Genomic DNA, 24221 nt, shown 5'->3' with positions numbered 1-24221 from the left:
AGACCAAATCACCCAATAACGTACATGATTTAGGAAATAATTTTACTTCATGGAACATAAAATGAAAAGGTGAAACCGTATCCGCTTTTTGCAGTATAGGACAACAGTCATATAAATCCATAATACTCCACTACTCGTTGCTCTATTATTGGGTTCGCTAAACCAAGCATTGCTCATTTGTGAAAAAAGTTTGACAGATTGTAAAATGCGGTGTTAAGATGCAAACATACGAGATTCACATTGAATTTATTCCCAAAAAAAGAAAGGGTGATTACGGTGTTTAATAGAGATATGTTTGTTCTAACTAACTTACAACTGAATACCGGAGCAGCCCCGAAATCATTATTTCGTTCATAATTTCTGCATCATAGCAATCTGTTTGATCAGATATACTATGTTGTGAACTCACAATATAATTATGTACGGTGGTGGCTCTGCTCTCGGAGCCATGCTGCCGTATGAATGATACCTAAGACATACCGCCTGCGTGCGGTGTGTCTTTTTTTGTGGTCACAAGTAGGCACATGAACGATAATGTATTTCACAGATATGGAAAGGAAGGGATAGCACTTGTTCTCAGTACTTAAAAACCTAGCCTGGTTTTTCCGGCTAGAACGCAAAAGATACCTGATTGGTGTCATTTTGCTCATTCTTGTAGGTGTCGCAGAACTCCTGCCCCCTCGTCTTCTCGGTAATGCGATTGACGAGATTGTACGTGGGTCGATTACAGGAGCTTCACTTACCAGCTACATTTTACTTATTTTAGGAACCGTCGTTATTATCTATCTGATCACGTACATATGGATGCACAAATTATTTGGCGGAGCTAACTTGGTAGAACGCCTATTGCGTTCACGTTTCATGGATCATCTGTTACGGATGACACCGCCTTTTTTTGAAAAGAACAGAACTGGCGACCTCATGGCTCGTGCTACCAACGATCTGCGTTCCATAGCAACCACGGCAGGCTTCGGCATGCTTACGTTAACGGATTCCACTGCTTTCCTGGCAACTGTGTTGTTAGCCATGGGTTTTCTAGTTAGCTGGAAGCTGACTCTGGCAGCCATCTTGCCTTTGCCTTTTATCGCCATCGCTATGATGATCTATGGCAAAGCTGTACATCAGCGCTATACACTCGCTCAAGATGCCTTCGGTGATATGAACGACCAAGTTCTTGAATCGATTGCGGGAATTCGGGTCGTGCGTGCGTATGTTCAAGAACGTCTGGATGAGAAACGATTTGCCGATGTTACCGAAGACGTGTACCGCAAAAATCTAGCCGTTGCTCGGATGGATGCGTTATTTGAACCTACGATCCGACTTTGCGTTGGACTAAGTTATGTCATTGCGCTTGCTTACGGTATTTATCTTGTGTTCCACAATGAAATCACTCTAGGGGATCTCGTATCATTCAATATGTACCTGGGAATGATGATCTGGCCGATGTTCGCCATTGGTGAGTTAATTAATCTGATGCAGCGCGGTAGCGCTTCTCTTGATCGGGTAAATGAGACGTTATCGGTAGAACCTGCTGTTAAGGATGTTGAACAACCCGCTCACATTTCCAATCCCGATGAGATCGTAATGCAGGATGTTACATTCCGCTATCCTAGTTCTACTGTAGACAATCTTAGTCATATTAACTTTTCACTGCGCCGCGGTCAGACGCTGGGTATTGTCGGTCGCACAGGTAGTGGTAAGTCCACGCTGCTGAAGCAATTGCTACACGAATACCCTGCTGGATCAGGTAAGCTAAACATTTCGGGTCACCCGATTCAGGAAATTGCCAAAAACGACTTGCATAGCTGGATTGGATATGTGCCGCAGGAGCAAGTGTTATTCTCCAAGTCGGTTCGTCAGAACATTCAGTTTGGTAAACCTGGTGCGAGTGATGACGTAATTATGGAAGCGATCCGTACAGCTGCTTTTGACGGAGATCTCGGAACATTGTCTGACGGACTGGACACACTCGTTGGTGAAAAAGGAATTGCCTTGTCTGGTGGACAAAAGCAACGGGTATCCCTCGCGCGCGCGTTCATCTCAGATCCGGATATTCTCATTCTGGACGATGCCCTTTCCGCAGTTGATGCAAGAACCGAAGCTAAAATCATCGAAAATATACGTAACAAACGCTCGGGTAAAACAACGCTGATCTCGACTCATCGCCTGTCCGCTATTGAACATGCTGACCGAATCATTGTACTTGAGCACGGGAAAATTACGGAAGAAGGAACCCATCAGGAACTACTTGCCATGAACGGTTGGTATCGTGAACAATATGAACGGCAACAGGTGGAGTCCAATCTGTCCACGTAGGAGGTCAACGTTTTGAAATCGAATACAGGCAAACGGCTACTACAGTACGCCTTAAAAGCCAAAGGTACATTTATAGCCGCATTAATTATGCTTACGATCGGTGTTGCGGCAGAGCTCGCCGGCCCATTTATCGCCAAAAATATGATCGACAATCATTTGTTAGCTATTGAACAGCCCTTCTACGAGACATCTGCTTCAGAAGATGCGGCGGTGTATAAGGGTAAGAATTACAAACGCGAAGGGTTATTTGAATCAGCGGAAAGTAAAGGCGCCGAGGTACGGATACTGCAAGCAGGACGTAGCTTTTATTTTGTAAATGAACCCGTGAGCACACCGGACGGAGACCGTTCTTATGCCGATGGCATCCTGACGGTAACCCGTGCAGGTGAAGTAACGGGTCAATATGCGGCAGTACCTCTGTCAGCCGGAGAACTGTTTGCTTTTTACAAACCGGAAATGCCAAGCATTTATCAATTAATCGTGTACTACATGATTTTCCTTGTGATCTCGGTCATTATGGAGTTTGGTAAAACCTACTGGCTGCAATCGTCCGCCAACAAAGTCATTCAACGACTTCGTAATGATGTGTATGCTCACATTCAGCGCCTGCCCGTCAATTTCTTCGACAATCTGCCTGCAGGTAAGGTCGTTTCGCGGGTGACCAACGATACGGAGGCGGTTAAGGATCTGTTCGTTGCAGTACTGTCGAACTTCTTCTCGGGAATCATTACGATCACTGGGGTCTATGTTGCTCTCTTCCTGCTCGATGTTCGACTTGGACTTATCTCCTTATTCGTCGTTCCTATGCTTATTGCATGGATTGTGCTATATCGTAAGTTCGCTACTCGCTACAATACGATCATTCGTTCACGGCTTAGTGAGATTAACGCGATCATTAATGAGTCCATTCAAGGGATGTCCATCATCCGCGTATTCCGCCACCAGAAACAAACCAAGCAGGAATTTGAAGATCTGAATGATGACTATATGAAACATCAGAACAAGATGCTTAACCTGAACGCCTTTACCTCACACAATCTCGTTAACGTATTGCGGAATATCGCATTTGCGGTCGTTCTGTGGTATTTCGGATCAAGTGTGCTGGATGGCACCAGTATCATCTCGCTAGGTGTATTGTATGCATTCGTGGATGTACTCGGTCGTCTGTTCCAGCCAATTACCGGCATGGTAAACCAGCTGGCGAACCTTGACTCCTCTCTTGTATCTGCTGGACGTGTATTCGAACTGATGGATGAAAAGGGAGAAGCGGTTACCGATGGTTCAATGCCACGATATAAAGGAAATGTGGTCTTTGATGACGTATCCTTTGCCTATAACAAAGATTATGTGTTAAACAATATCTCGTTCCAGGCTTCACAGGGTCAAACGGTCGCGTTGGTCGGTCATACCGGTTCAGGCAAAAGCTCCATTATTAATTTGTTATTCCGATTCTACGACCCGCAAAAAGGTAAGATTACTATCGATGGTCAGAACGTGAAGGATCTGCCCAAACAGTGGATTCGTGAACATATGGGGATTGTATTGCAAGACCCTTATCTATTCACTGGAACGATTGCCTCTAACGTCAGCCTCGGGGATCAGAAGATTACCCGTCAACAGGTTGAACAGGCACTTCGTGACGTAGGCGCAGAACGTATTCTGGCTCATTTACCACAAGGTTTCGATGAACCGGTTATTGAAAAGGGAAGTACGCTGTCTGCTGGACAACGTCAACTGATCTCCTTCGCCCGTGCGCTGGCATTTGATCCAGCGATTCTAATTTTGGATGAAGCTACAGCCAACATTGATACCGAAACCGAAGCCTTGATTCAAAATGCGCTCGAAGTGCTCAAAAAAGGACGAACAACTTTCATCATCGCCCATCGTCTCTCCACAATTCGCTCAGCAGATCAGATTCTGGTACTGCATCGTGGACGAATTGTTGAACAAGGAGCACATGATGAGTTAATGGCACTCCAAGGTCGATACTATCAGATGTATCAACTGCAACAAGGTGCTCAGGCTGTTCAAGCTCAAGGCACAGCCCATGAAGCAATACGCAGTTCTTCCTTCGCTGGAGGCAACGCCTAGAGTAAAGCATTATGTTGCTCTACATCTAAGTTAAAATGAATTTTCCGTGTGTACGAAATTAAACCGATGTGTATCGCAGACATTCAATCTGTTGATATTCATCGGTTTTTTTGACTTTTCGCTCCGAGAAACTTCCTCTTATTGACAATCTGACCATCTTCTCGTATTATACATACCAACGGTCGGTATCAATAAGGAGGTAGCTATGGCAAGAAACAAATTCCCTGAACAGACGTTAGAACACATCCTTACCGTATCAGCACAATTATTCACCGCGAAAGGCTACGAGAAGACGAGTATTCAGGACATTATTGATCATTTAGGCATGTCGAAAGGCGCGGTGTATCATCATTTCAAATCCAAAGAAGAGATTCTTGATGCTGTAATGGAGCGACAATTTGCTTTTGCAGCTCAAATGCTGGATCAACTTGTGGAAAAGGCTACCGCAATCTCAGCAAAGGACAAATTGGTGTATATTCTTGAACACATCGTCTCTAATCAACAGGTACACTCCTTAGATCGAGTGCTATTAACCCAGATCAAAAATCCTTTATTTATCGTCAAAGGCATTCAACAAACGGTTCAAATTGATGCCCCGATCATAGCTGCAATCATGCGTGAAGGCGTTACAGACGGCTCGATCACTACGGGAAATCCTGAAGCCTGTGCGGAAATTTTCTTAATGCTGATCAATATTTGGATTAATCCAGCCTTATTCAGCCGTACACCTGAGGAAACGAAGACCCGTCTGCACTTCTTGCAACACATGATGAGTACCATCGGTGTTCCGATCGTTACTGACACGTTAATTGATCAGATTATCCACCAGCATAACGAGATGGGGGCTTATACCTATCCCGTTCAGGACACTCATCAACATACAAGAGATGTTCCCCATGAAAATTAACACACATATGATTCGCAAAGAGTGGCTTATTCAAGAACCTGTCCTCTCCCTCTCACTCGAATGGATGCAAGGTGAAGTGCACATATATCGCAGTAGGGATCAGCATGTACGAATAATTCAGCGAGCATCTGTGCATTTTCCAAATAAACGATGCTTCACAACCCGTTATCACCAAGGTTCGCTTCATATTGGAGACGGACGTTCGAAGTCCTTTCCGATCGGTATTCACTTTCAGCGCACATCGTTGGCTATCGGACTCCCTCCTTCTACATTGGAACAATTGTACCTTCGGGGCGTAGGTACTCGGTTTATCGTAGAAGATGCTCAAATAAGCCACTGTGAGTGCAGTTGTACTTCAGGGCAATTACATATCTCCGGTGATACGCAGCAGCTCCGCCTACACATGGTCGGCAGTCGTGTACAATCACAGCATTTAACTGCAGAGCACATGAACATAAAAGGTACATCCTCACGCTTTCAGCTTACAGGTCAGTTCACTCATATTCAGGCTAATACGACGGGCAGAACACTCTCCATTCATTCAGCCACCATGCCACAATCGGTAAATAGCACTGCTACCGGGTGCAATGTGAATTTAAGAATTCCTAACCCGAATGAAGGGTTCCGATTGCGTTATAAACACGTCGGAGGCACACTTCAGAGTGAGTTCCCCCTGCAATCGAATCGTGACGAGCACATTTATGGGAATGCATCTGCCTCTTTTCACGCCCAAGTTCGAGGTGGACGATTCACTCTAGGCACGTATTCACCCCATTCGTTATAGAGGAGGAACGCGTTATGAGCATCGGTTGGATTGTAGGTACTTCCTTAGCTATCATCGTATTGTTATCTGGACTCGTAGGTTTAAACCAAGCTGTACGTAGACAACATAAGGCTCGTTGGCCATGGTGGCTCATTGGGTTTAGCGTAGCAGCCCTGATCAGTGCGGCGATTAATTATCCCGGAACCTGAATACCAAGTGGATTTATCCAATAGTGATGCTTATATTCGAAAATAAAAAAAACAATCCGCTAAAGCCTTATGGCTGCTGCGGATTGTCTATCCAACCTTTGCATACATATCCCATGTAAAGAACCGTCTCTCGCACTAGAAAAGGAAGCTTGCTGCGCCATGTCTGATAAGCTGTCGTACGTGTTGGAGAAGGTACAACATCCATGCCTAAACCGCTGGCCAGCATCATCGATCGCTTCATATGTAATGGATCACTTACAATCGTATATGTTTGGAATCCTGCTTGCTCTCCGACACCAATCGAATATGTAAAGTTCTCCTCTGTAATGTGCGACTCTGTCTCAAGCTGAATATCTGCTGGATCCACGCCGTGTGCTATGGCATAATCACGTCCAACCTCAGCTTCCGTACGCTGCTCCACACTGCCAGCACCACCAGTGAACAGCAAATGACTTACTGCGCCCTGATGATACAACAATATGGCGTGCTCAATACGTTCGCGAAATACAGGTGAAGGTTCGTTTCCTACCACTGCTGCGCCGAGTATGATAGCCGCATCCGATATACGTGTTGATGCTTGCTCGCTATACGTCATTATAAGCCAAGCTGTGATACAAGCCCACACGAATCCACCACCAACGATGGATGCCAAGAAGATTAGTATCATTCGCTTCAACTTCGGCTTCCTCTTGTCTGACATGCCTGTCCTCACAATGCCTCATCCTCTTCGGTTGAACGACAGCACATGCTCTCCTCATGCATACGTTCAAGTCGTTGCAATGCTGCGGCAGACTCGGCATCCAGACCAAGCTGGTCAATCCATGCAGCCGTATAGATCTGCAGGGTCATTTCCAACTCTTGTGCACGGTTCTTAAAATCCTCTAATTCGCTTATCATCCTTGATCGCCCTTCAGGACTAAACGTCTCATGGATTCGTTCCTTGAAGTAGTGATGTACGATGCTGTTGCGTTGTTGCCATAGTTCATTTAATTGCCGGGTCTCGTCGTCCGAGAACGTAAAATGATGGCGAACTTCATGGATAAGCTGACCCAATGAACTGCTCATTTTCCGCTCGTATAGATCCTCCAGATCCTCATCTGTCATCACTTTGCCCTGGGACAATTTCATTAATAAAATCAGATTGACCAGCTGCTGTTCAAGGGACTGTCCGTAATAAACCGCTAATCCGTAATAAGCAAACAATTCTCTGGAGTGTTCGCTGTCCAGCATGTCACCATTCTTCATGCCTGTGTTGTGCATAAGCGAGCGCCCCCTCATCTCCGTAAATGTTACTCCATCTTCATGTCCCTCTATCGTAACCAAACCGGGACTAACATTCAAGTTAACGATGAGGACGGCTTCTAACCCCGTAAATCCCTTCTACCAGATAGCCAAATATGAATGCTCAATAACAATATTGCATACACAGCAGACCATGTGCAGACCAGAATAATCTGACCTAAACCGCCACCATCATATAACATCATCTTCTGAACAAGGTAGAAAGCGGGTGGTAGTATGTACGACATCCATTGAAGGGATTCGGGCAATCTCTCCGATAAAGACACTTGTACGAATGATGACAGTAACACAACGATGAAGATGGGTAAGCTTCGGCTGAGCCGGGATATGTATGCGTTCTGAAAGAATACACTGACGCTAAGGCCGAGTAATGCTAATACAAGATGTCCGCACCAAGCAACGATCCATTCATTGGCGCTCGGTTGCCTCTCAAACATTCCAGTAACGATAGGATAAACAATCGTAATCAAGGCCATGGCCAACTGCATAACTACTGCACTGATCAATTGCCCAATGGCTACTTTTCGTCTACTTCCTGCATGAAGCACCAATAATTGAATCTGCCCCGGGGGTTCGGCATTCATTACGGTTAATCCTAACCAGGCCGATCCAAAAAAGAGCAGCATGGCCGTTACCCCATAACTATCCGCTACTGGGTTAGGTTTATATGAATACATTAGTAACATAACGATTGTATAAAATACGACAGGCGCGAGGTATTTCTGTGAACGAATGTTCTGTTGTAACAAGTACTTGATTAAATACTTCATTGAGCGTCCTCCTTAGCAACACATGCAGCGGATAGAGCATCAAGAGAAGAAGTATTCTTTTCGTCCACTATCGCTTGGATCGGCGATTTTCCCTCTAACAAACGTTCCATCTGAATTAAACTTTTATCCTGCTGAACAGATACAATTGAACCGCCGGAAGCAATAATCTGTCCAATGATCCGGTCTGCAGAGCTGCGACTCACTCTCCAATCCCACAACCACTCGTAATGTGCTATAACCCCATGTTGTTCTATATGAGAGCTGTGAACAGATCGAACACCTGGTTGTCCAGTAACGTTCGTTATCTGATCCTCTTGTCCTAGTTCTACCGCCTGTTGCATTAAACTCTGGATTCGCATATCAGGTTCACCGATACACTCCAGATCAGACTGTCTCCAATGGCGCAGGATTTCTCCTTGTTGCAGAACGATGACATGATCCGCCATACGTTCAATAATTAAGGGCTCATGACAGGCCGTTATAATCGTGGTCCCTTGCTCTTTCCATTGTTGTAACAGCGACACGATGGCTTCCTGTGCCGCATGATCCAGACCGGACAATGGTTCATCTAACAGGATAAGTCCACCTGGACCTGGAAGCAAGGATTGAATCAGGTTCACCTTCTGAAGTGTACCTTTGGACAACAGGGGGAGCTGCTGATCAATCGCTGCACCAAGGAATAATCGTTCGCTCCATTGCTTAATATGTTGCTCCAGCACAGCGGAGCGAAGACCATGTATCCTTCCCATCGTCATGAGGTACTCTTTAGCCGTAAAAGGTAGCTTAGGTAGCCCATCAATCGCGAGCATTGTTCGACCCTTAAACGAAGATTGCATGCTTCCCGAATTCGGCAGGATCATTCCTGCTAACATTCGCAGGAGCGTGCTTTTACCTGAGCCATTTCTACCAACTAACACAGCACACTCCCCTACAGCGATATGAAAACTAATCTCTTTCAACACCTGCACTGAGCCCAGACGTTTACTTACCTGTTGCAGCAACACCCCTTCGGCTCCTGAATGATATGTCTGCTCTTCCTCTACGTTGGTTGTTTTCTTAGAACGTGTATTTGTCCTCCAACCCACCAATTGATCACATCCGTTCCGGTGCTTTTACACCTAGCAAATTCAAACTGTGTGCCAGACGTTCTGCTGTACGTTCCGTTAGTGCTAACCGGAAAGCTCTTTCTTCCAGTGGTGCGTCCGCAATCCGTTCTGCATGATAGAACCGGTTAAATGCCTGTGCAACATCAATTGCATATTTGGCTATGACGGAAGGCTCATTGCGGTGTACAGCTTTTCTCAAATATTCCGGGTAATTAGCCAGCAATTTTAACAACGTCCATGTTGGTTCACTCGTGGTCACTTTCTGCTTCATGCTGTTGTTCGCGTGATCAAGTGCTGTTAGCTCCTTTTCAAGGCCTTTCTCCGTTTCGGCAACTTCTCTAGCCTTAGCCAGCACACTGTTAATCCGAGCATACGCATACTGCACATAGGGACCCGTCTCCCCTTCAAAGCTCACCGCATCTTCCAACGAAAAATCGATATCATTCAGACGATTGTTGCTCAGATCTCCAAATACAATTGCCCCTACACCTACTGCCTCCGCAACCTCCTGCGGATTAGGCAGATTAGGGTTCTTCTCCTGAATAATCTGCATTGCACGGGAGACCGCTTCGTCCAATACTTCTTGTAAAAAGACGACCTTACCACGGCGAGTAGACATTTTCCTTCCTTCGAAACGCATCAGACCAAACGGAATATGCTCACAATTCGCAGACCAGTCATAACCCATCCGGGATAACACTGCAAAAACCTGATTGAAGTGCAGCTTCTGCTCACCTCCAACCACATATAACATCTTGTCTGCCTTCATGACATCATGCCGATATATCGCTGTAGCTAGATCCCTGGTTGGATAGATCGTTGTTCCGTCCTTTTTGATGATTAAGCAAGGGGGCATATTCTCTTCTTCCAGGCGCACCACAAGTGCCCCATCACTCTCTTCCAGCAATCCTTTCGCCCGGAGTTCATCTACGACTGCACCCATCTTATCATTGTAAAAGCTCTCACCTAGCGTATAATCAAACTTCACGTTTAAACGCTCATACATCCGATCGAATTCCTTCATGCTTACTTCAACGAAAAAAGCCCATAACCGCTTAGCTTCTTCATCCCCCTGCTCTAGCTTGCGAAACCAATCTCTTGCCTCCGTCTCCAAAGACGGATCATGCTCAGCTTCATCGTGAAAGCGGACATACAGTTCAAGCGAAGTGCGGATCGGTTCTGCCTGTAATGCTGCATCGTTCCCCCACCGCTTGTATGCTGCAATCTGTTTGCCAAATTGGGTGCCCCAATCTCCCAAATGATTCACACTCACCGCGGTATAACCCACTTCATTATACAAACGATATAACGCGGCTCCAATGACGGTTGAACGCAAATGTCCGACGCCGAACGGTTTGGCAATATTTGGGGAGGACATATCTATCACAACACGAGCATCAATACCTTCTTCAAGCTTGCCAAATCCAGACTGTCCCAGCTCCTGCAGCAGCTGTGTTGCCAGCTGCTCACGTTTAAATCGGATGTTAACATATGGCCCTGCTGGAGCAGCCTCTAGAATATCCGATTGCAATGCACTCGCAATCTCCGTTGCGATCGCTACGGGAGCCTTTTTCAACGACTTAGCTAACACAAAACACGGAAACGCAATATCGCCCATCTCCTGTTGTGGCGGTACCTCCAGTAGGTTCAATACTTCTGATTCTTCAAGCCCGGTTAAGGGGGCAATATGTGCAGCAGCCTGCTTTTTCAACATCTAAAACACTCCTTGATTTATTAATAAATACGTAATTAGAAAATAAAAAAAGCCCTCGTCTCCTGTAAAAAGAGACGAGAGCTGTTATTTACAGTCCCCGCGGTACCACTCTAAGTGAACAGTTTCTAGGTACACGAATAATTCGTCCTATTACTGTTCCGCTCGGTGCGATTAACGGCCGCATGCCGGATTACCCTCACACTGATGAGTTACAATACTGCAGACATGTAAACATCACTTCGGACAACCATCTCACAGGTGCGTTTCACACAGATCATTTCATACCGGCTTCCACCCGCTCCGGCTCGCTGTCATGTATGGATCTGGTTACTCTCCTGATCACAGATATTGGTAAGTTTCAATTCATTGCCATCATTATACAGACTGAGTTCTGCTTTGGCAACTGGTAAACCTTACTTCTGTACTTGACCTAAGCTGTGTGATTTCGCATGAATGATGCTCTAGACGCTAATTAATGCGGTTAACCTCACAACGTTTCTCAACAAAAAATCCCCTTAAGAGATAACGTTTACACATCTTCATAGATGCTATGCAAACGTCATTCAATTTAAGGGGATTAAGGTTAAGCTGCTATTTAATGCATACTAATGAACGATTATGCCACGACTAACGCCATCATGCGGCACGCCTCTGCACATTTACGGCAAGCTTCCGCACAGGCTTGGCAATGATCATGTCTATGCTTCTCACATTCCGCCGCGCAGGCTTCACATGCTTTTATACATAAGTCACAAATTTCGGCGATAAAATCACTTCCACGTGTCATCGCTTGTGCAGCAAAACCACAAATCTCTGCACATTCCCGACTCAAACGAATGCAATCACGCAGCATGGCTAAATCATATTCTTTCAAGCTTGATATGTAACATACGTTGCAAGCATTCATGGACTCCAGGCAAGCATCAATACATTGTTGAATTTGTTGTTGTGTCATTTAAAGTTACCTCCCAGGCAAAGTTTCCTATGCTTCTTAATACCCAGCCGGGAGGTTCCTTGAATCATTACACTGTTTTTACCGCTTCGAGTGCCAATAACTGGTTTCGGATAATGGTTTGATCAAAATGCTCACCGATGAACACCGCAACATTGGGTACATCTCCCTGAGGGGTGATTTTCATATAGTCTGACTCACGATAAGCATATTGGAACCAGAACCGGCTAGCTGTATCGCTAAAAGTCAAAATTCCCTTAGCACGATACACATCCCGTGGCAATTGTGACACAAAGGATTCAAATGCTTCACTATTTACCGGCGCACTGAAATAATGCGTGTATACCATCACATGTTCATGTGATGCATGCGGATGAGGCTGATGATTACCGTCATGGTTGTGCTGGTTTTTATGATCATGGGAATGGTCACCGTGAGAGCCTTCGAAATGCTCATGGGAGTGACGGTGTCCTACCGGATTATCCAGCGATGACTCATGCTGTCCATGGGTACATCCATGAGCTGCACAAGCTTCCGTATGAATATGGTGTTCTTCACTGTGGTGCTGCTCTGATTTATTAGGCGATGCCTTGCCGTGGACAGCAGATCCGCTGCGAAGAAGCATATCTAGGTCAACCTCACATTTAACTGTAGGCATGACCGGGGCATAGGCATTCCATTTTGCGAGTAATTTCTTCAAGCTGTCTAGTTCTTGTTCGTTCACACGATCTATTTTGTTCAATAACAATACGGAAGCGCAGCGAATCTGCTCCTGCATCAGCTTGTATGTCTGACCCTTCTGTTCCAGATACAATCCAGACAAATGTGCAGCATCTACTACAGTAATCAAACTCTTCAGCTCTATACGCATGTACAGTGACGTTTCTGTCACCGCATCGAGAATTTCCATCGGATTGGCTGCTCCCGTTGCCTCGATCATGATAACATCAGGAGATTCCGTCTGCACAAGTTCAGCAAGCTGTAGTCCTAAGTCTCCGCGCACCGTACAACATATACATCCACCTAGCATTTCGGTCATTGGAACCGAGGAATCCACAACTTGTCCATCTAAATTCACTTCACCTAACTCATTCATGACAACAGCAGGGCGTAATCCTTGTTGCTTCCAATGTTCAATCAATTGAACGAGCAGGGTTGTCTTACCGCTTCCCAAAAAGCCTGACAATATATATACAGGGATGGATTGATCTTTTACAACAGTTTCATTCATCGTTATACACCTCTTTAGCCTGACCATCAAATCTGATCGATTTCTATCCTAGGGCATGTCTGAAAAGTCGTTGAAGTGAGTCCTTCGGAGTTTTAGACACGTCCTTGCGAGTGTACACCAAGTAGGATTCGCTTTGCAATATGCACGCAGCCCTGTGCTCTTTGCATTGCCTGATTTCGCTGGATGGTCTATGCTATGGAGACATGAAATGAGGAGGATCGTTTAAGATGATTAATTCAGTGGAACAACATCGTCAGGAAGCCCCTAACACGGTTTCATGTATGATTGTCACCGTTTCGGATACTCGGACGAAGGATACGGACACAAGCGGTCAGCTGATGCATCAGCTCTTATCTGAAGCAGGCTACCAAGTTATCGACTACATTATCACACCTGATGAAGCCAATCGGATTCAAGCGATCCTGCAGGATGCGGCTGTTCGCGATGATATTGAAGCAGTGCTGCTTAGCGGAGGAACAGGCATTGCACCTAGAGATACAACATACGAGGCTGTATCCTCACTGTTAGATAAAGAGTTGCCGGGATTCGGTGAAATCTTCCGCTTCCTTAGCTATACAGAGGATATTGGCTCTGCAGCTATTCTCAGCCGGGCTGTAGCAGGAACGATCGGACGTACAGCCGTGTTCTCTATGCCTGGTTCCAGAGGAGCGGTCAAGCTAGCTATGGAAAAGCTCATTTTGCCTGAGTTACGACATGTGATGCGAGAAATATACAAACCCGTCTGAGAGCTCAGACGGGTTTGTATTTTTTGCTGTAATCGTCTTGTTGTAATTGTTTTTTATTACACAGGAACGAAGAAGACAGTAATGCTTTAGTCCAATTTATTTAACATATGATCGAACACCTGCAATACTTCATCCTCATAGACATCCTTTTGCCCACCTGAAGCAGTGTAGACCATAGCTACATAACCTTTACTACGAATCGTTGTTTTGCCCAACACATTCTGCACTACAGCCTGATCCTCCGCGTTACCATACATCTCTTGCATGCGAAGTGTCCGCGTATGATCGTCGGCAAAAATATGAACTTTTACAACATGCCTTCCACTTCCGTTCAGCAGATACATGTACGTAATTCCACCCTCACCATCATCAGCAGACATGTTGTTCATCAGCTTTATACCTTTTTCGTTGAATGCTCGATCCAACTCTTGTGTAAAAGCCCCGTTCAGACCATGCCCCTGCGATTGTGCACGAATATTCCCTTCGTTTGTAGCTTGCCCGGAATAAATTTTAACTTCCTGTGAAGTGGAGGAAGATGAACAACCTGCGAGCAGCAAAACACTTAATGCTAACATGAGGCTTGTTCGTGTTATTGCGCATTGCTTCACTTTAGGTGATCGACCTTGAGTTGTAGTATCCACGCTACCTCTTCCCTTCCGTCACAATGCTGTGACATCCTATGGTAGAGTTAGCATCTCTAAGAGAATCGAATCTTATTCGATTTCGATATTTAAATTGATGTCTCCATTGTATTTACAACCGTGCGCCCAACCGCTTCTCCTTGCAGAATTGCTCCCAATGTCTGAGGCAACTGTTCCCATGTAATCTCTTGAATGCCTAATTCAAGTGCACGATCCGGTTTCCACTCATCACCAAGCAGCTTCCATAACCGTTCCCGACGTTCCATAGGGCAATAGACTGAATCAATACCTATGAGCTGAATGCCTCGCAAAATAAATGGAAGCACCGTCGACTCAAATGCTGTTCCCCCAGTTAGTCCCGATACGGCAACCACTCCCCCATACTGGATCTGTTTTAACCGTTCAGCCAGCGCTGCGCCTCCAACAGGATCAACTACGCCTGCCCACAATTGCTTGCCTAGTGCTCCTTTGGCTGGCATGTCTGCTTCTTCTCGTGAAATGACGTGTGAAGCTCCTAAATCCCGAAGCAGCTGCTCTTGCTGCTCTTTTTTGCCCGTGCTGGCAGTCACCTCGTATCCTAGCTTAGCAAGGATGGCTACTGCCATACTCCCAACACCACCCGTTGCACCTGTCACCAAAATTTTGCCCATCTCAGGGGTTACGCCCGCTTGAACCATAGCATCGACTGAAAGCGCTGCAGTAAAACCTGCTGTTCCAATCGCCATCGCTTCCTTTTCGCTTAGACCTGGTGGCAGTGGAACCAGCCATTCACTACGGAGACGTGCATACCGACTATATCCACCAAAGTGAGATACCCCTGGCTCAAAACCGGTACTGATTACACGGTCACCTGGGGCAAATCGTCCACTCACCGATTCCTCCACAGTTCCCGCAAGGTCTATACCAGGCACTATTGGATATTCACGCACAACGCCTCCTTTTTCAATCGTCGCAAGTCCATCCTTGTAATTGACACTGGAGTATTGAACCTGTAGTGTAACGTCTCCGTTGGGCAGGTCCTCTTTTCTGAGCTGTTCTATTGCAGCCTTGACCGCGCCATCTTGTTCTTTCCTTACTACGTATGCTGGAAAAGTGTTCTCCATCGTTATCCTCTCCTAATGGTTTTCTTATTTTTTTTGAAGCAACTCATTTCAAAAGCAGCTAAGTAGAATGAAATTCAATTCATGTAGTTAAATATTCATCACAAGAATTCATAAGTTTCGTTTTCCCGGTTACCGATAATCCATATCACTTTACTGCTTCACTCGATCTGCTACTTGTTAAAAGGTACACTAACGGCCCGACCAGCGGAACAACGCCAATCCACGCCCAAGCCTGTGAACGTCTGCTAATAACAGCATCTCTATAGATGGCAAACACAGATAGCAAGGACAATACAACAAAATCAATGGTCATAATGTGTACAAACGAAGATTGGCTGAACGCTTCCCAATATGCTGTGAGATTGCCCTGTTTCAGTCCATAAAAGAACGTCCCTAGGGTCAATAACAGCAGAATTCCATGCGTTAACTTATTTCCTACCAATCGACGAATACCTGACCTACGATCACTGCTAAAGGATAAGCTTGTGTATGCTGGAGTTAACTTGTGTGCTGAGACCCGCGCAAAATAAGGCAACAGCGCAAATGCTCCCAACCCAAACGATAGTATTACAAACGGCCATGCTGGAAAGCGACTGCCTCGCGCTTGAGGGGATGTCCGTAATAATAAGCAGGCATAGATCGCGGGGAATATCCCCAGCCACGAAAATACGACAAGTAGCCACGGCTCCCTGCTCTGCATCGTAATTAATTCTCCAAATATAGGGTCATCTCCAGGCGGCTGTCCTGGTGCCCATAACCACGCATAGATGATAAAAGCTACCCATACCAATCCCATAACCCATCTCATATGTGCACCTCCTCTATCTTTCATCCCCCACGAATGTTTGCTTGAAACAGCAATCCAGCGGCTGAGCGATGAGGTTATTTGGTAAAGAGAGGTACGATATGTCGAAACAAGAACTATGCCCATTGCAAGATTTGGCGTCTCCTGCGCTTTCCCGAGAAATAATCCATTCATTTCCGCCTACTATTACACTTACCATGAGCTTCCGTTACACGTAGTATATCGCAATGATCCGCCTTCTTGTCCATGATGAATCACACAACTTCGATAGGAACGAAACCTCTTAGGTTCACCATCCCTAGTTCACCAATGGACCCAGAATGAACATACCGATGAAAAAAAGGCATAAGCCGAGTAACTCTCCGGTTATGCCTTACTCTATGTTTTGGCGCTATTCCTCTGTGGATTGAACATGCTCTGCAATCAGCTTCTGTTTCATATTCCAAGCTGCCGGGCTGATGTTTACGCGATAAATCTCTGGATTAAGCTTCCGTTGATATTCTGGCCAGAAAAGGTTCATCTGTTCCCGGTGGTAGCTACGGATCTCATCCAAAGTTGGTAACTCGTATACTTTACGTCCATTTACGAAGATAGGCTCCAACATGTTAATCGCTTCGTAGCGGGTCACCGTCTTCTTCAGATAAGGGTGTAGCGGGTTGAACAACTTGAGCGGCCCACCCTGCAATGGCTGCTCTTCACCCGGATAACAGATATAATCTGCGATTGCTTTGCCATGTTTCGGATCAATGATCCGGAATACTTCCTTTTTACCTGGCGTGGACACTTTTTCGGGATTGGCTGATATTTTAAGCGTAGGTAGCATCTCACCACCATCAACTTCACGTTCTACCAACTTATAGACGCCGCCCAGAGAAGGCTGGTCAGAAGCCGTAATCAGCTGTGTACCGACGCCCCAAGTATCAATACGTGCGCCTTGAGCCTTCAGGTTGAAGATGGTATTCTCATCGAGATCGTTAGAAGCTACAATTTTCACATAATCGAGCCCTGCTTCATCCAGCATTTGACGTGCTTGAATGGACAGATACGCCAAGTCACCACTATCGAGACGAATTGCATTCATTCTCTTGCCTTGACTCTCCAGCATTTTAGCTGTTTTGATTGCATGAGGCACACCGCTGTTCAGGGTATCAAACGTATCTACCAGCAAGGTCACCTGATCTGGTAACACTTTGGCATACACGTCAAAGGCCTCCTGCTCGCTCATGAAGCTCTGTACCCAAGAATGAGCATGTGTTCCCGCCGTTGGGATGCCGAACCGCTCTCCTGCCAGCATATTGGATGTAGCGTGGAAGCCAGCAACGTAAGACGCACGTGCTCCCCAGATCGCCGCATCCGCTTCCTGTGCACGTCTTGTTCCGAATTCGAGTAAGGTATCTTGGCTTGCTACTTGCTTGATCCGCGAAGCCTTCGTAGCAATCAATGTTTGATAATTCATGAAGTTAAGTATCGCCGTCTCCACAAGTTGCGTCTCCATAATAGAGCCTTCTACCCGAATAAGCGGTTCATCAGGGAATACGATTGCTCCTTCCTTCATCGAATGAATTGTGCCCTGAAATGAAAACTGGAGCAATTCTTCCAGAAAGACAGGATCGTAATTTTCCTCTTGTTTCGATAAATACTTGATGTCGTCCATGTTAAAACGAAGCTGGCTGATGTAATTCACAATGCGTTCCAATCCGGCAAAAACAGCATATCCGTTTCCAAACGGAAGCTTGCGGAAATACGCTTCAAATACCGCTTTTCGCTTGTGAGTTCCATTCACCCAGTGGGCATACATCATATTGATCTGATATTTATCTGTATGTAAAGCCAGGCTAGTCGTCTGCATTTGTCTCATCCTCTCTGACTTCCGCTCATGTTCATAGGCATTACCTCTGAACACAGGTTAACATGTGGAGACTCTCTTCACGACTTACAGTGACATTAACCAAGTTCGTTGTTAATCTCAAAAAGTCTCCAGTTTATTTTCATTCACCATATTTAACGCTAATCTAACACAAATACAGCTAACAGGATTCATTAAGCTATCATGTAAGAATAGTCTCGCTTGCTTTCACAACTTGAGCCCCCAGACTAGAACGGAAATGTTCTAGTGCCCACTCATGTCCAGCAGCGTTAAAGCTGGCTACAGCATCTTCATACACCGTGATGTGAAAGCCTTTGTTGTAGGCATCCACCGCTGTATGTAACACACATATATCCGTGCACACTCCTATGAGTGCAATATCTGTAATTCCGCGTTCCCTGAGCCTAAGCTCCAGATCTGTTCCACAGAAGGCGCTATATCTCGTCTTATCCATCCAACGAATATGCTCTTTCCGATCCTCCATCACTTGGGCTAAGCGTCCATATAGTAGCCTTCCCTCTGTATCCCTAATGTTATGAGGCGGGAAAAGTGTCGTCTCCGGATGATATGGATCATTCTGTTCGTGCAAATCTATAGCCATAATGACTTCATGCTTATGATCACAGTAATTCTCAGTAATTGCAGCCACAGTCTCTTCGATCTCAACTGCCGGCCCACCAACAGGCAAAGCGCCTGTCACAAAATCTCGGGTAAAATCGATGACAATCAATGCTTTCATCGTCTGCACTCCCTTTATTTTGAGAATAGTCTGAGCCTGATTCAATCCTAAGGTTAACTTGACCAGTTACGTATAAATGGATAAGCGAGGCACAAGTTCTGTGAAACGGTAGAGCTGCGCCGGACGCTGTGAATATTGATTGGAACTAAGGAGGTTGCCCTCTTCATCTCTTACTTCTTCTACGATCCCTTTACGACTACGCGTTGAGGTAATCTTACGGATGAAATTTGGTTCTTCAAAATCAGGGACAACACTCTGAATGACCTGGTATAATTCACTTAACGTGAAATCACGTGGAAGAAACTGACGTGCAATCGTCGTTTCCAGCATCTGTTGCTGAATCCGGCGATACGCATCCTCTATAATGGTTCGATGATCAAACGCGAGCTCAAGCTCCCCAAGCGCTTCTTGGATCGTAAATAGTCCAACATCTTCTGCATCATCTGCTGCCTGACGGTGTTCCAGCATCCATTCCTCCACCAGTGCAAAGAACGCGTGCGAGATAATCCAACCCCGTGGATCACGCCCCGGCTGACTATATACATTCAGATATTCTAAATGACCACCATCGACACCGGTTTCCTCCATCAATTCTCGCTTCGCAGCATCGTAGATCGATTCGTTCTCTTGACAAAATCCACCTGGCAGAGCCCATCTTCCCGCAAATGGCCATCCTTTGCGTTTAATTAACATAACCTTGAGTTCCCGAATAGGGAGAGTCTTCGTGACCGTCTTCCGCTCTCGTTTGGTCAAGGTGAACATGACGATATCCGCTGGCACACCATCGGGAGTACGATATTTCTTGGAACTATAAGCACGAGCCGCTTGTTCATCGCTATCAGCATTTAAGTGTTCGTAGTTTTCGCTCATGGGCACCACCGACTATTTTCAATTTGATAATTTCATTATGACATAATAAATTCTTTTGTCAACCTTTGGATTCTGTCGTTTGTTTCCTAACCCCTGCAATACGGAATGTCGCTGTTGCCATGCAACCGAGTGTACCGGTAGCATCTCGAACCTCAGATTGCGTTGTAACGCTGCGTCCTGCTTGATGCAGTACCGTTGAGGCTACAATTAATTCCCCTTGTTTCATCGGAGCTAGGAAATGTACATTCAGATTCGTCGTTACACAACTGTCCACGTCCATTGCAACGGTTGCTACCATTCCCATCGCCTGATCCATCAGAGATGTCAGTACACCCCCATGGATAATGCCCATGGAATTGGTATGGTGCTCACCTGCGGTGAGTCCAATCTGTACTTCTTTTTCATCACCTTTAATATAACGACAGCCTAGGAAGCCCCAGAATCGCCCTTCGCCCTCTTCAACCATTTTGTCCAAAATACTCATTATTGATTTCCCCTTTATTCTCTTTGGTGTATTTCACTCTTGATGTCCTGTGTTTGGATGAAGCTTCTACAGCATGATCTCACACAAAATAACCCCACGAAGTGGAGCCTCTCAATATAATATCTAATTACATTCGAGTCTGTTCCCTGCTTCGTCCTATAAGAGACTGTTCCGAAAATAAACACACGTATTATACATCAAAAAGGCGCGGACTGCGTCCGCACCCTTCTACAACTTAACCGCAGCTCGTCGGAGGTGAATCCGTGCCAGCTTCTACATTTACTTTCTCTGAGACTGTATCCCGAATAACAGAAATTACAAGCTGAAGCAGATAGTTAATATCACTCTGGCTTTGCTGAAATTCAGTTACCAATGGGATGCTGTCCAGTTCATCCTGCAAATCAGTAATTTCCTGTTCAATCTTGTTTACCATATCAGCATTTTTGAAACTTTCGAAGGCAACAATCTCTTTTTGCTTTTTCTTAATTGTTGCAATCAACTGCTGAATGCGCTCATGGTCGCGAATTTTGGATTCTGCTTGTTGGAACTGCTTCACTTCCTCGCTGGTTCCGAGCATATCCGCCAATTCTTTGGCTTTTCCCATAATATCGTCGCGTATGACCAGATTGCGCGTATCGTAGGTCGGCATACCATAATGGTTGTACTGCACTTGCTCCTGCGCCACTGAAATCGCTCCATTCTATGAGATAATATAAGATGGAATACACGTTCTGCACCGAGCCACTATGACTGCTTATGTGACCGCTGCATGCTCGGATCGTTCTTTCGATCGCTGTTGTCCCTGTATTTTTTGATTAGATATTCAATGGGTAAAATACAGGGACAAAGGCGAGCGCTTCGCTTCTACAGAATCGATTCCGAACCTTCCGCTACATTTGCCGCATTAGCAAAGTGCACATCGCATCTTTCCATCTTATTGGGTTGTGGGTACTGCTGATATTGTTATATTACTGGTTCGCGGCTACTGGCTCGTTGAGCAGATTACCGCGAATATAGAACGTCATCGGATCTGTGATCTCTACCTGTACGAAAGTACCGATCAAATCCTTGGATCCTTCAAAATGCACCAATTTATTGCTGCGTGTCCGTCCTGCCAGAACATTTGAATTCCGTTTGCTTTCCCTTCAACGAGAACTTCTACCACTTTGCCACGCTGTTTCTCATTACTGCTCTGGCTATACTCGTTGATCGTTTCATTCAACCGTTTCAGACGTTCCTTTTTCACTTCCATCGGTACATTATCCTCCATCACCGCTGCTGGCGTACCCTCACGCGGAGAGTAGATAAAGGTATATGCGAAGTCATAACCGACTTCTTGAACGAGTGACAATGTATCTTCAAACTGCTCATCCGTTTCTCCCGGGAAACCAACGATAATGTCGGTAGTCAACACGACATCCGGAATGGCTGTTTTAATTTTGTTTGCAAGCTGCAGATAGTGTTCCCGATTATACTTACGACTCATACGTTTGAGCACTTCTGTACTTCCTGATTGCACTGGAAGATGAATATGCTCAACCAAGTTACCACCTTTGGCTAATACCTCGATCAGGCGATCATCAAAGTCACGTGGATGACTGGTCGTGAAACGTACCCGTGGAATATCAATCTTGCGAATGTCATCCATCAAGTCACCGAAGCTGTATTTCAGATCAGTGAAGTCTTTACCGTAAGCATTTACGTTCTGACCTAGTAATGTAATCTCTTTGAATCCCTGTCTTGCCAGCTCTCGAACCTCAGCAATCACATCTTCTGGTCGTCTACTGCGCTCTTTGCCTCGCGTAAATGGAACGATACAATATGTACAGAACTTGTCGCAGCCGTACATAATGTTCACCCACCCGCGTATACCTTCGCGTTTTTTCGGCAGGTTTTCAATGATATCGCCCTCTTTGGACCATACTTCAACGACCATCTCTTTGCTGAACAGAGCTTCCTGAATCAGATGTGGCAATCGGTGTACATTATGCGTACCAAAGATCATATCGACAAATCCATGTTTCTGCATAATCCGGTTAACGACGCCTTCTTCCTGAGACATACAGCCGCACACACCAAGCAGTAGTCCTGGACGTTCGAGTTTGAGCGTTTTCAGATGTCCCAGCTCGCCGAATACTTTATCTTCCGCATTTTCTCGAATCGCACATGTATTCAGCAGAATAATGTCTGCCTCTTTGCGATCTTCTGTGGACTGGTATCCCATGGATTCCAATAATCCTTTGATCGTTTCGGAATCATGCTCGTTCATCTGACAGCCGTACGTATATACGATATAGTGTTTGCCTTTTCCTATGTTTTTCAGTTCATCTGGAATGGCGTTGTCGTATAGTACCTGTACGTCTTCCTTGCCCCGCTGTTTCTCCTGACGATGATTCGGCTCCGATTTGATATTAATATCCCGACCCCGAATTCGAATCTTTTTGCTGAATTCATCTTGCGAAATTACTTTGGCATCGGAGAAATCAAAATATTGGGAGTAGTCCTTTTTTGAGTCTTTAGCCATTTCCTTCGGTCACTCCTTACAGCCTCTATTCATAAAAATTCGTTAGTCCATCTCTAGTTCGCATATAAGCTTTATATTCCATGATTCAAAAGAGCATTACAGTAAATTATAACATGTATTGGGCTCTAGTTCCACCTGCAAAGCGCACACGCCCTCTCCTCTAACAGATGACGAATGAGTCTCCTGTCTGTACTTCAAATGCAACAAAAAACCCGAGCCCCGCTGGAATATCCAGCTATAAGGTATGCTCGGGTTGTTGTATTAATAGAGTGCCAAGGCCACTCCACAATTGACACATTACAAATGACTAGTCGATGATTTCAGCAGTATCACCATTACGTGCGCCAGCTGCATTTGCTTCATCAGTGTCAATATGCATGTCCAATGCAAAGGAATCAGATACACGAGCCAGTACATTTTCCAGTACCAGACCACGATCTCCGCCCAGACGAACTTTCAGCATTTGTTTGTCCTCAATGCCCCATTTAGCAGCATCAGACGTATGGAAGTGAATGTGACGAGCGGCAACAATAACACCTTTATCGATCGTTACTTCGCCAGCTGGTCCTTTAATTGTAATGCCTGGTGTACCTTCAATGCTTCCAGACTCGCGTACAGGTGCTTTAACACCAATAGCGAAGGAATCTGTCATCGAAATTTCCAGCTGTGTTTCAGGACGAACTGGACCGAGGATACGCACTTTATCGAACTGTCCTTTGGAACCAATTACAGCTACTGTTTCGTTAGCAGCGTATTGTCCAGGTTGGGACAGAGGTTTAAACTCAGTCAATTCATAACCTTTACCGAACAAAATTTCAACGTGCTCTTGGGATACGTGAATGTGGCGGGCTGATACGCCCACAGGTACTGTTTTACTCATTGTGAATTTCACTCCTTGTTTATCTATGGCCTCATTAGGCTCTTAACAATCCAATGGTATTATACTCCTTTTTGCAGTGAAATGAAAACGAACTGATGAAAATTCATGAAATACACTTATTTTACCTGAATTCAAACCTGTTTTTGGAAAATCTGCGGTTTAATGAACCTTACACTTTTCCATTAAATAGTTATGAGCTTA

At 45.3% G+C, this 24221-nt stretch carries 22 protein-coding genes, 1 pseudogene and 1 other annotated feature; of the genes and pseudogenes, 6 read left to right on the top strand and 17 right to left on the bottom strand.

The window, feature by feature from the left end; all coding sequences use genetic code 11:
- Positions 1-570: 570 nt before the first annotated feature.
- From DMB88_RS11620 to DMB88_RS30235, 5 genes are all read left to right on the top strand, one after another.
- On the top strand, positions 571-2316 hold the full coding sequence (locus DMB88_RS11620; RefSeq protein WP_128101474.1) for an ABC transporter ATP-binding protein: 1746 nt from the start codon (positions 571-573) through the stop codon (positions 2314-2316).
- Between the two features lie 12 nt (positions 2317-2328).
- The gene (locus DMB88_RS11615; protein WP_128101473.1) at positions 2329-4407 is read left to right on the top strand and encodes an ABC transporter ATP-binding protein; all 2079 of its coding nucleotides are present in this window, start codon (positions 2329-2331) and stop codon (positions 4405-4407) included.
- Between the two features lie 205 nt (positions 4408-4612).
- A complete protein-coding gene (locus tag DMB88_RS11610) occupies positions 4613-5314 on the top strand; it encodes a TetR/AcrR family transcriptional regulator (RefSeq protein ID WP_128101472.1) in 702 nt (233 codons plus the stop codon).
- Positions 5304-6098, top strand: a complete 795-nt coding sequence (locus DMB88_RS11605; RefSeq protein WP_164848675.1) for a DUF4097 family beta strand repeat-containing protein — start codon at positions 5304-5306, stop codon at positions 6096-6098. Before DMB88_RS11610 ends, DMB88_RS11605 begins: the two co-directional genes overlap by 11 nt.
- A gap of 14 nt (positions 6099-6112) precedes the next feature.
- Entirely contained in the window at positions 6113-6286 is a 174-nt protein-coding gene (locus DMB88_RS30235) for a hypothetical protein (protein WP_164848674.1), read from the top strand.
- Positions 6287-6353: 67 nt separating this feature from the next.
- Here DMB88_RS30235 and DMB88_RS11600 read toward each other — a convergent pair whose 3' ends face one another.
- From DMB88_RS11600 to DMB88_RS11570, 7 genes are all read right to left on the bottom strand, one after another.
- Positions 6354-6953, bottom strand: a complete 600-nt coding sequence (locus DMB88_RS11600; protein WP_254438633.1) for a YdcF family protein — start codon at positions 6951-6953, stop codon at positions 6354-6356.
- 41 nt (positions 6954-6994) lie between these two features.
- A complete protein-coding gene (locus DMB88_RS11595) occupies positions 6995-7546 on the bottom strand; it encodes a hypothetical protein (RefSeq protein WP_128101469.1) in 552 nt (183 codons plus the stop codon).
- A gap of 101 nt (positions 7547-7647) precedes the next feature.
- A complete protein-coding gene (locus tag DMB88_RS11590; protein ID WP_128101468.1) occupies positions 7648-8358 on the bottom strand; it encodes a hypothetical protein in 711 nt (236 codons plus the stop codon).
- A complete protein-coding gene (locus DMB88_RS11585) occupies positions 8355-9443 on the bottom strand; it encodes an ATP-binding cassette domain-containing protein (protein ID WP_164848672.1) in 1089 nt (362 codons plus the stop codon). The genes DMB88_RS11590 and DMB88_RS11585 overlap by 4 nt, the downstream gene beginning before the upstream one ends.
- A gap of 7 nt (positions 9444-9450) precedes the next feature.
- Positions 9451-11178, bottom strand: coding sequence for an arginine--tRNA ligase (gene argS / locus DMB88_RS11580; RefSeq protein WP_128101466.1), 1728 nt, complete (start codon positions 11176-11178; stop codon positions 9451-9453).
- A gap of 67 nt (positions 11179-11245) precedes the next feature.
- Positions 11246-11530 (bottom strand) — a binding site (T-box leader).
- A gap of 264 nt (positions 11531-11794) precedes the next feature.
- Positions 11795-12133, bottom strand: coding sequence for a four-helix bundle copper-binding protein (locus tag DMB88_RS11575; RefSeq protein WP_128101465.1), 339 nt, complete (start codon positions 12131-12133; stop codon positions 11795-11797).
- Positions 12134-12200: 67 nt separating this feature from the next.
- Positions 12201-13361 carry a CobW family GTP-binding protein gene (locus DMB88_RS11570; RefSeq protein ID WP_128101464.1) on the bottom strand — a complete coding sequence of 387 codons (1161 nt, stop codon included), beginning with the start codon at positions 13359-13361 and terminating at the stop codon, positions 12201-12203.
- A 227-nt stretch (positions 13362-13588) separates the two neighbouring features.
- Here DMB88_RS11570 and DMB88_RS11565 point away from each other — a divergent pair, with 227 nt between their 5' ends.
- Positions 13589-14107: a MogA/MoaB family molybdenum cofactor biosynthesis protein gene (locus tag DMB88_RS11565; protein ID WP_128101463.1), complete on the top strand. Its 519-nt coding sequence runs from the start codon at positions 13589-13591 to the stop codon at positions 14105-14107.
- Between the two features lie 86 nt (positions 14108-14193).
- On the opposite strand, the gene DMB88_RS11560 is transcribed toward DMB88_RS11565, so the two are convergent.
- The 10 genes and pseudogenes from DMB88_RS11560 to pduL all read right to left on the bottom strand — a co-directional run bounded on the left by DMB88_RS11560 (position 14194) and on the right by pduL (position 24020).
- Positions 14194-14748: a hypothetical protein gene (locus DMB88_RS11560; protein ID WP_128101462.1), complete on the bottom strand. Its 555-nt coding sequence runs from the start codon at positions 14746-14748 to the stop codon at positions 14194-14196.
- An 89-nt stretch (positions 14749-14837) separates the two neighbouring features.
- Entirely contained in the window at positions 14838-15851 is a 1014-nt protein-coding gene (locus tag DMB88_RS11555) for an acrylyl-CoA reductase family protein (protein WP_128101461.1), read from the bottom strand.
- 145 nt (positions 15852-15996) lie between these two features.
- A complete protein-coding gene (locus tag DMB88_RS11550; protein WP_128101460.1) occupies positions 15997-16659 on the bottom strand; it encodes a hypothetical protein in 663 nt (220 codons plus the stop codon).
- Positions 16660-17047: 388 nt separating this feature from the next.
- Positions 17048-18505 (bottom strand): nicotinate phosphoribosyltransferase, encoded by a 1458-nt coding sequence (locus DMB88_RS11545; RefSeq protein WP_128101459.1) that lies wholly within the window; start codon positions 18503-18505, stop codon positions 17048-17050.
- Between the two features lie 199 nt (positions 18506-18704).
- Positions 18705-19262 carry a cysteine hydrolase family protein gene (locus DMB88_RS11540; RefSeq protein WP_128101458.1) on the bottom strand — a complete coding sequence of 186 codons (558 nt, stop codon included), beginning with the start codon at positions 19260-19262 and terminating at the stop codon, positions 18705-18707.
- Between the two features lie 66 nt (positions 19263-19328).
- A complete protein-coding gene (locus DMB88_RS11535; protein ID WP_128101457.1) occupies positions 19329-20132 on the bottom strand; it encodes an NUDIX hydrolase in 804 nt (267 codons plus the stop codon).
- 58 nt (positions 20133-20190) lie between these two features.
- Positions 20191-20616, bottom strand: coding sequence for a PaaI family thioesterase (locus DMB88_RS11530; RefSeq protein WP_128101456.1), 426 nt, complete (start codon positions 20614-20616; stop codon positions 20191-20193).
- Between the two features lie 235 nt (positions 20617-20851).
- On the bottom strand, positions 20852-21301 hold the full coding sequence (locus DMB88_RS11525; RefSeq protein WP_128101455.1) for a YlbF/YmcA family competence regulator: 450 nt from the start codon (positions 21299-21301) through the stop codon (positions 20852-20854).
- Positions 21302-21584: 283 nt separating this feature from the next.
- A pseudogene (miaB, locus tag DMB88_RS11520) lies at positions 21585-23140 on the bottom strand (tRNA (N6-isopentenyl adenosine(37)-C2)-methylthiotransferase MiaB).
- Positions 23141-23447: 307 nt separating this feature from the next.
- A complete protein-coding gene (pduL, locus tag DMB88_RS11515) occupies positions 23448-24020 on the bottom strand; it encodes a phosphate propanoyltransferase (protein WP_017689107.1) in 573 nt (190 codons plus the stop codon).
- Positions 24021-24221: the final 201 nt, after the last annotated feature.

This window comes from Paenibacillus sp. DCT19 (assembly GCF_003268635.1).
Classification (GTDB): Bacteria; Bacillota; Bacilli; order Paenibacillales; family Paenibacillaceae; genus Paenibacillus.
The sequence above is the reverse complement of the archived record's forward strand: the minus strand, read 5'-3'. Positions and strand labels throughout refer to the sequence as shown.

Coding starts and splice junctions, on each gene's coding strand:
- DMB88_RS11610 (WP_128101472.1), top strand. CDS start 4,613: ATGGCAAGAAACAAATTCCCTGAACAGACGTTAGAACACATCCTTACC.
- DMB88_RS11605 (WP_164848675.1), top strand. CDS start 5,304: ATGAAAATTAACACACATATGATTCGCAAAGAGTGGCTTATTCAAGAA.
- DMB88_RS30235 (WP_164848674.1), top strand. CDS start 6,113: ATGAGCATCGGTTGGATTGTAGGTACTTCCTTAGCTATCATCGTATTG.
- DMB88_RS11600 (WP_254438633.1), bottom strand. CDS start 6,953: ATGATACTAATCTTCTTGGCATCCATCGTTGGTGGTGGATTCGTGTGG.
- DMB88_RS11595 (WP_128101469.1), bottom strand. CDS start 7,546: ATGCACAACACAGGCATGAAGAATGGTGACATGCTGGACAGCGAACAC.
- DMB88_RS11590 (WP_128101468.1), bottom strand. CDS start 8,358: ATGAAGTATTTAATCAAGTACTTGTTACAACAGAACATTCGTTCACAG.
- argS (WP_128101466.1), bottom strand. CDS start 11,178: ATGTTGAAAAAGCAGGCTGCTGCACATATTGCCCCCTTAACCGGGCTT.
- DMB88_RS11575 (WP_128101465.1), bottom strand. CDS start 12,133: ATGACACAACAACAAATTCAACAATGTATTGATGCTTGCCTGGAGTCC.
- DMB88_RS11570 (WP_128101464.1), bottom strand. CDS start 13,361: ATGAATGAAACTGTTGTAAAAGATCAATCCATCCCTGTATATATATTG.
- DMB88_RS11565 (WP_128101463.1), top strand. CDS start 13,589: ATGATTAATTCAGTGGAACAACATCGTCAGGAAGCCCCTAACACGGTT.
- DMB88_RS11555 (WP_128101461.1), bottom strand. CDS start 15,851: ATGGAGAACACTTTTCCAGCATACGTAGTAAGGAAAGAACAAGATGGC.
- DMB88_RS11550 (WP_128101460.1), bottom strand. CDS start 16,659: ATGAGATGGGTTATGGGATTGGTATGGGTAGCTTTTATCATCTATGCG.
- DMB88_RS11545 (WP_128101459.1), bottom strand. CDS start 18,505: ATGCAGACGACTAGCCTGGCTTTACATACAGATAAATATCAGATCAAT.
- DMB88_RS11540 (WP_128101458.1), bottom strand. CDS start 19,262: ATGAAAGCATTGATTGTCATCGATTTTACCCGAGATTTTGTGACAGGC.
- DMB88_RS11535 (WP_128101457.1), bottom strand. CDS start 20,132: ATGAGCGAAAACTACGAACACTTAAATGCTGATAGCGATGAACAAGCG.
- DMB88_RS11530 (WP_128101456.1), bottom strand. CDS start 20,616: ATGAGTATTTTGGACAAAATGGTTGAAGAGGGCGAAGGGCGATTCTGG.
- pduL (WP_017689107.1), bottom strand. CDS start 24,020: ATGAGTAAAACAGTACCTGTGGGCGTATCAGCCCGCCACATTCACGTA.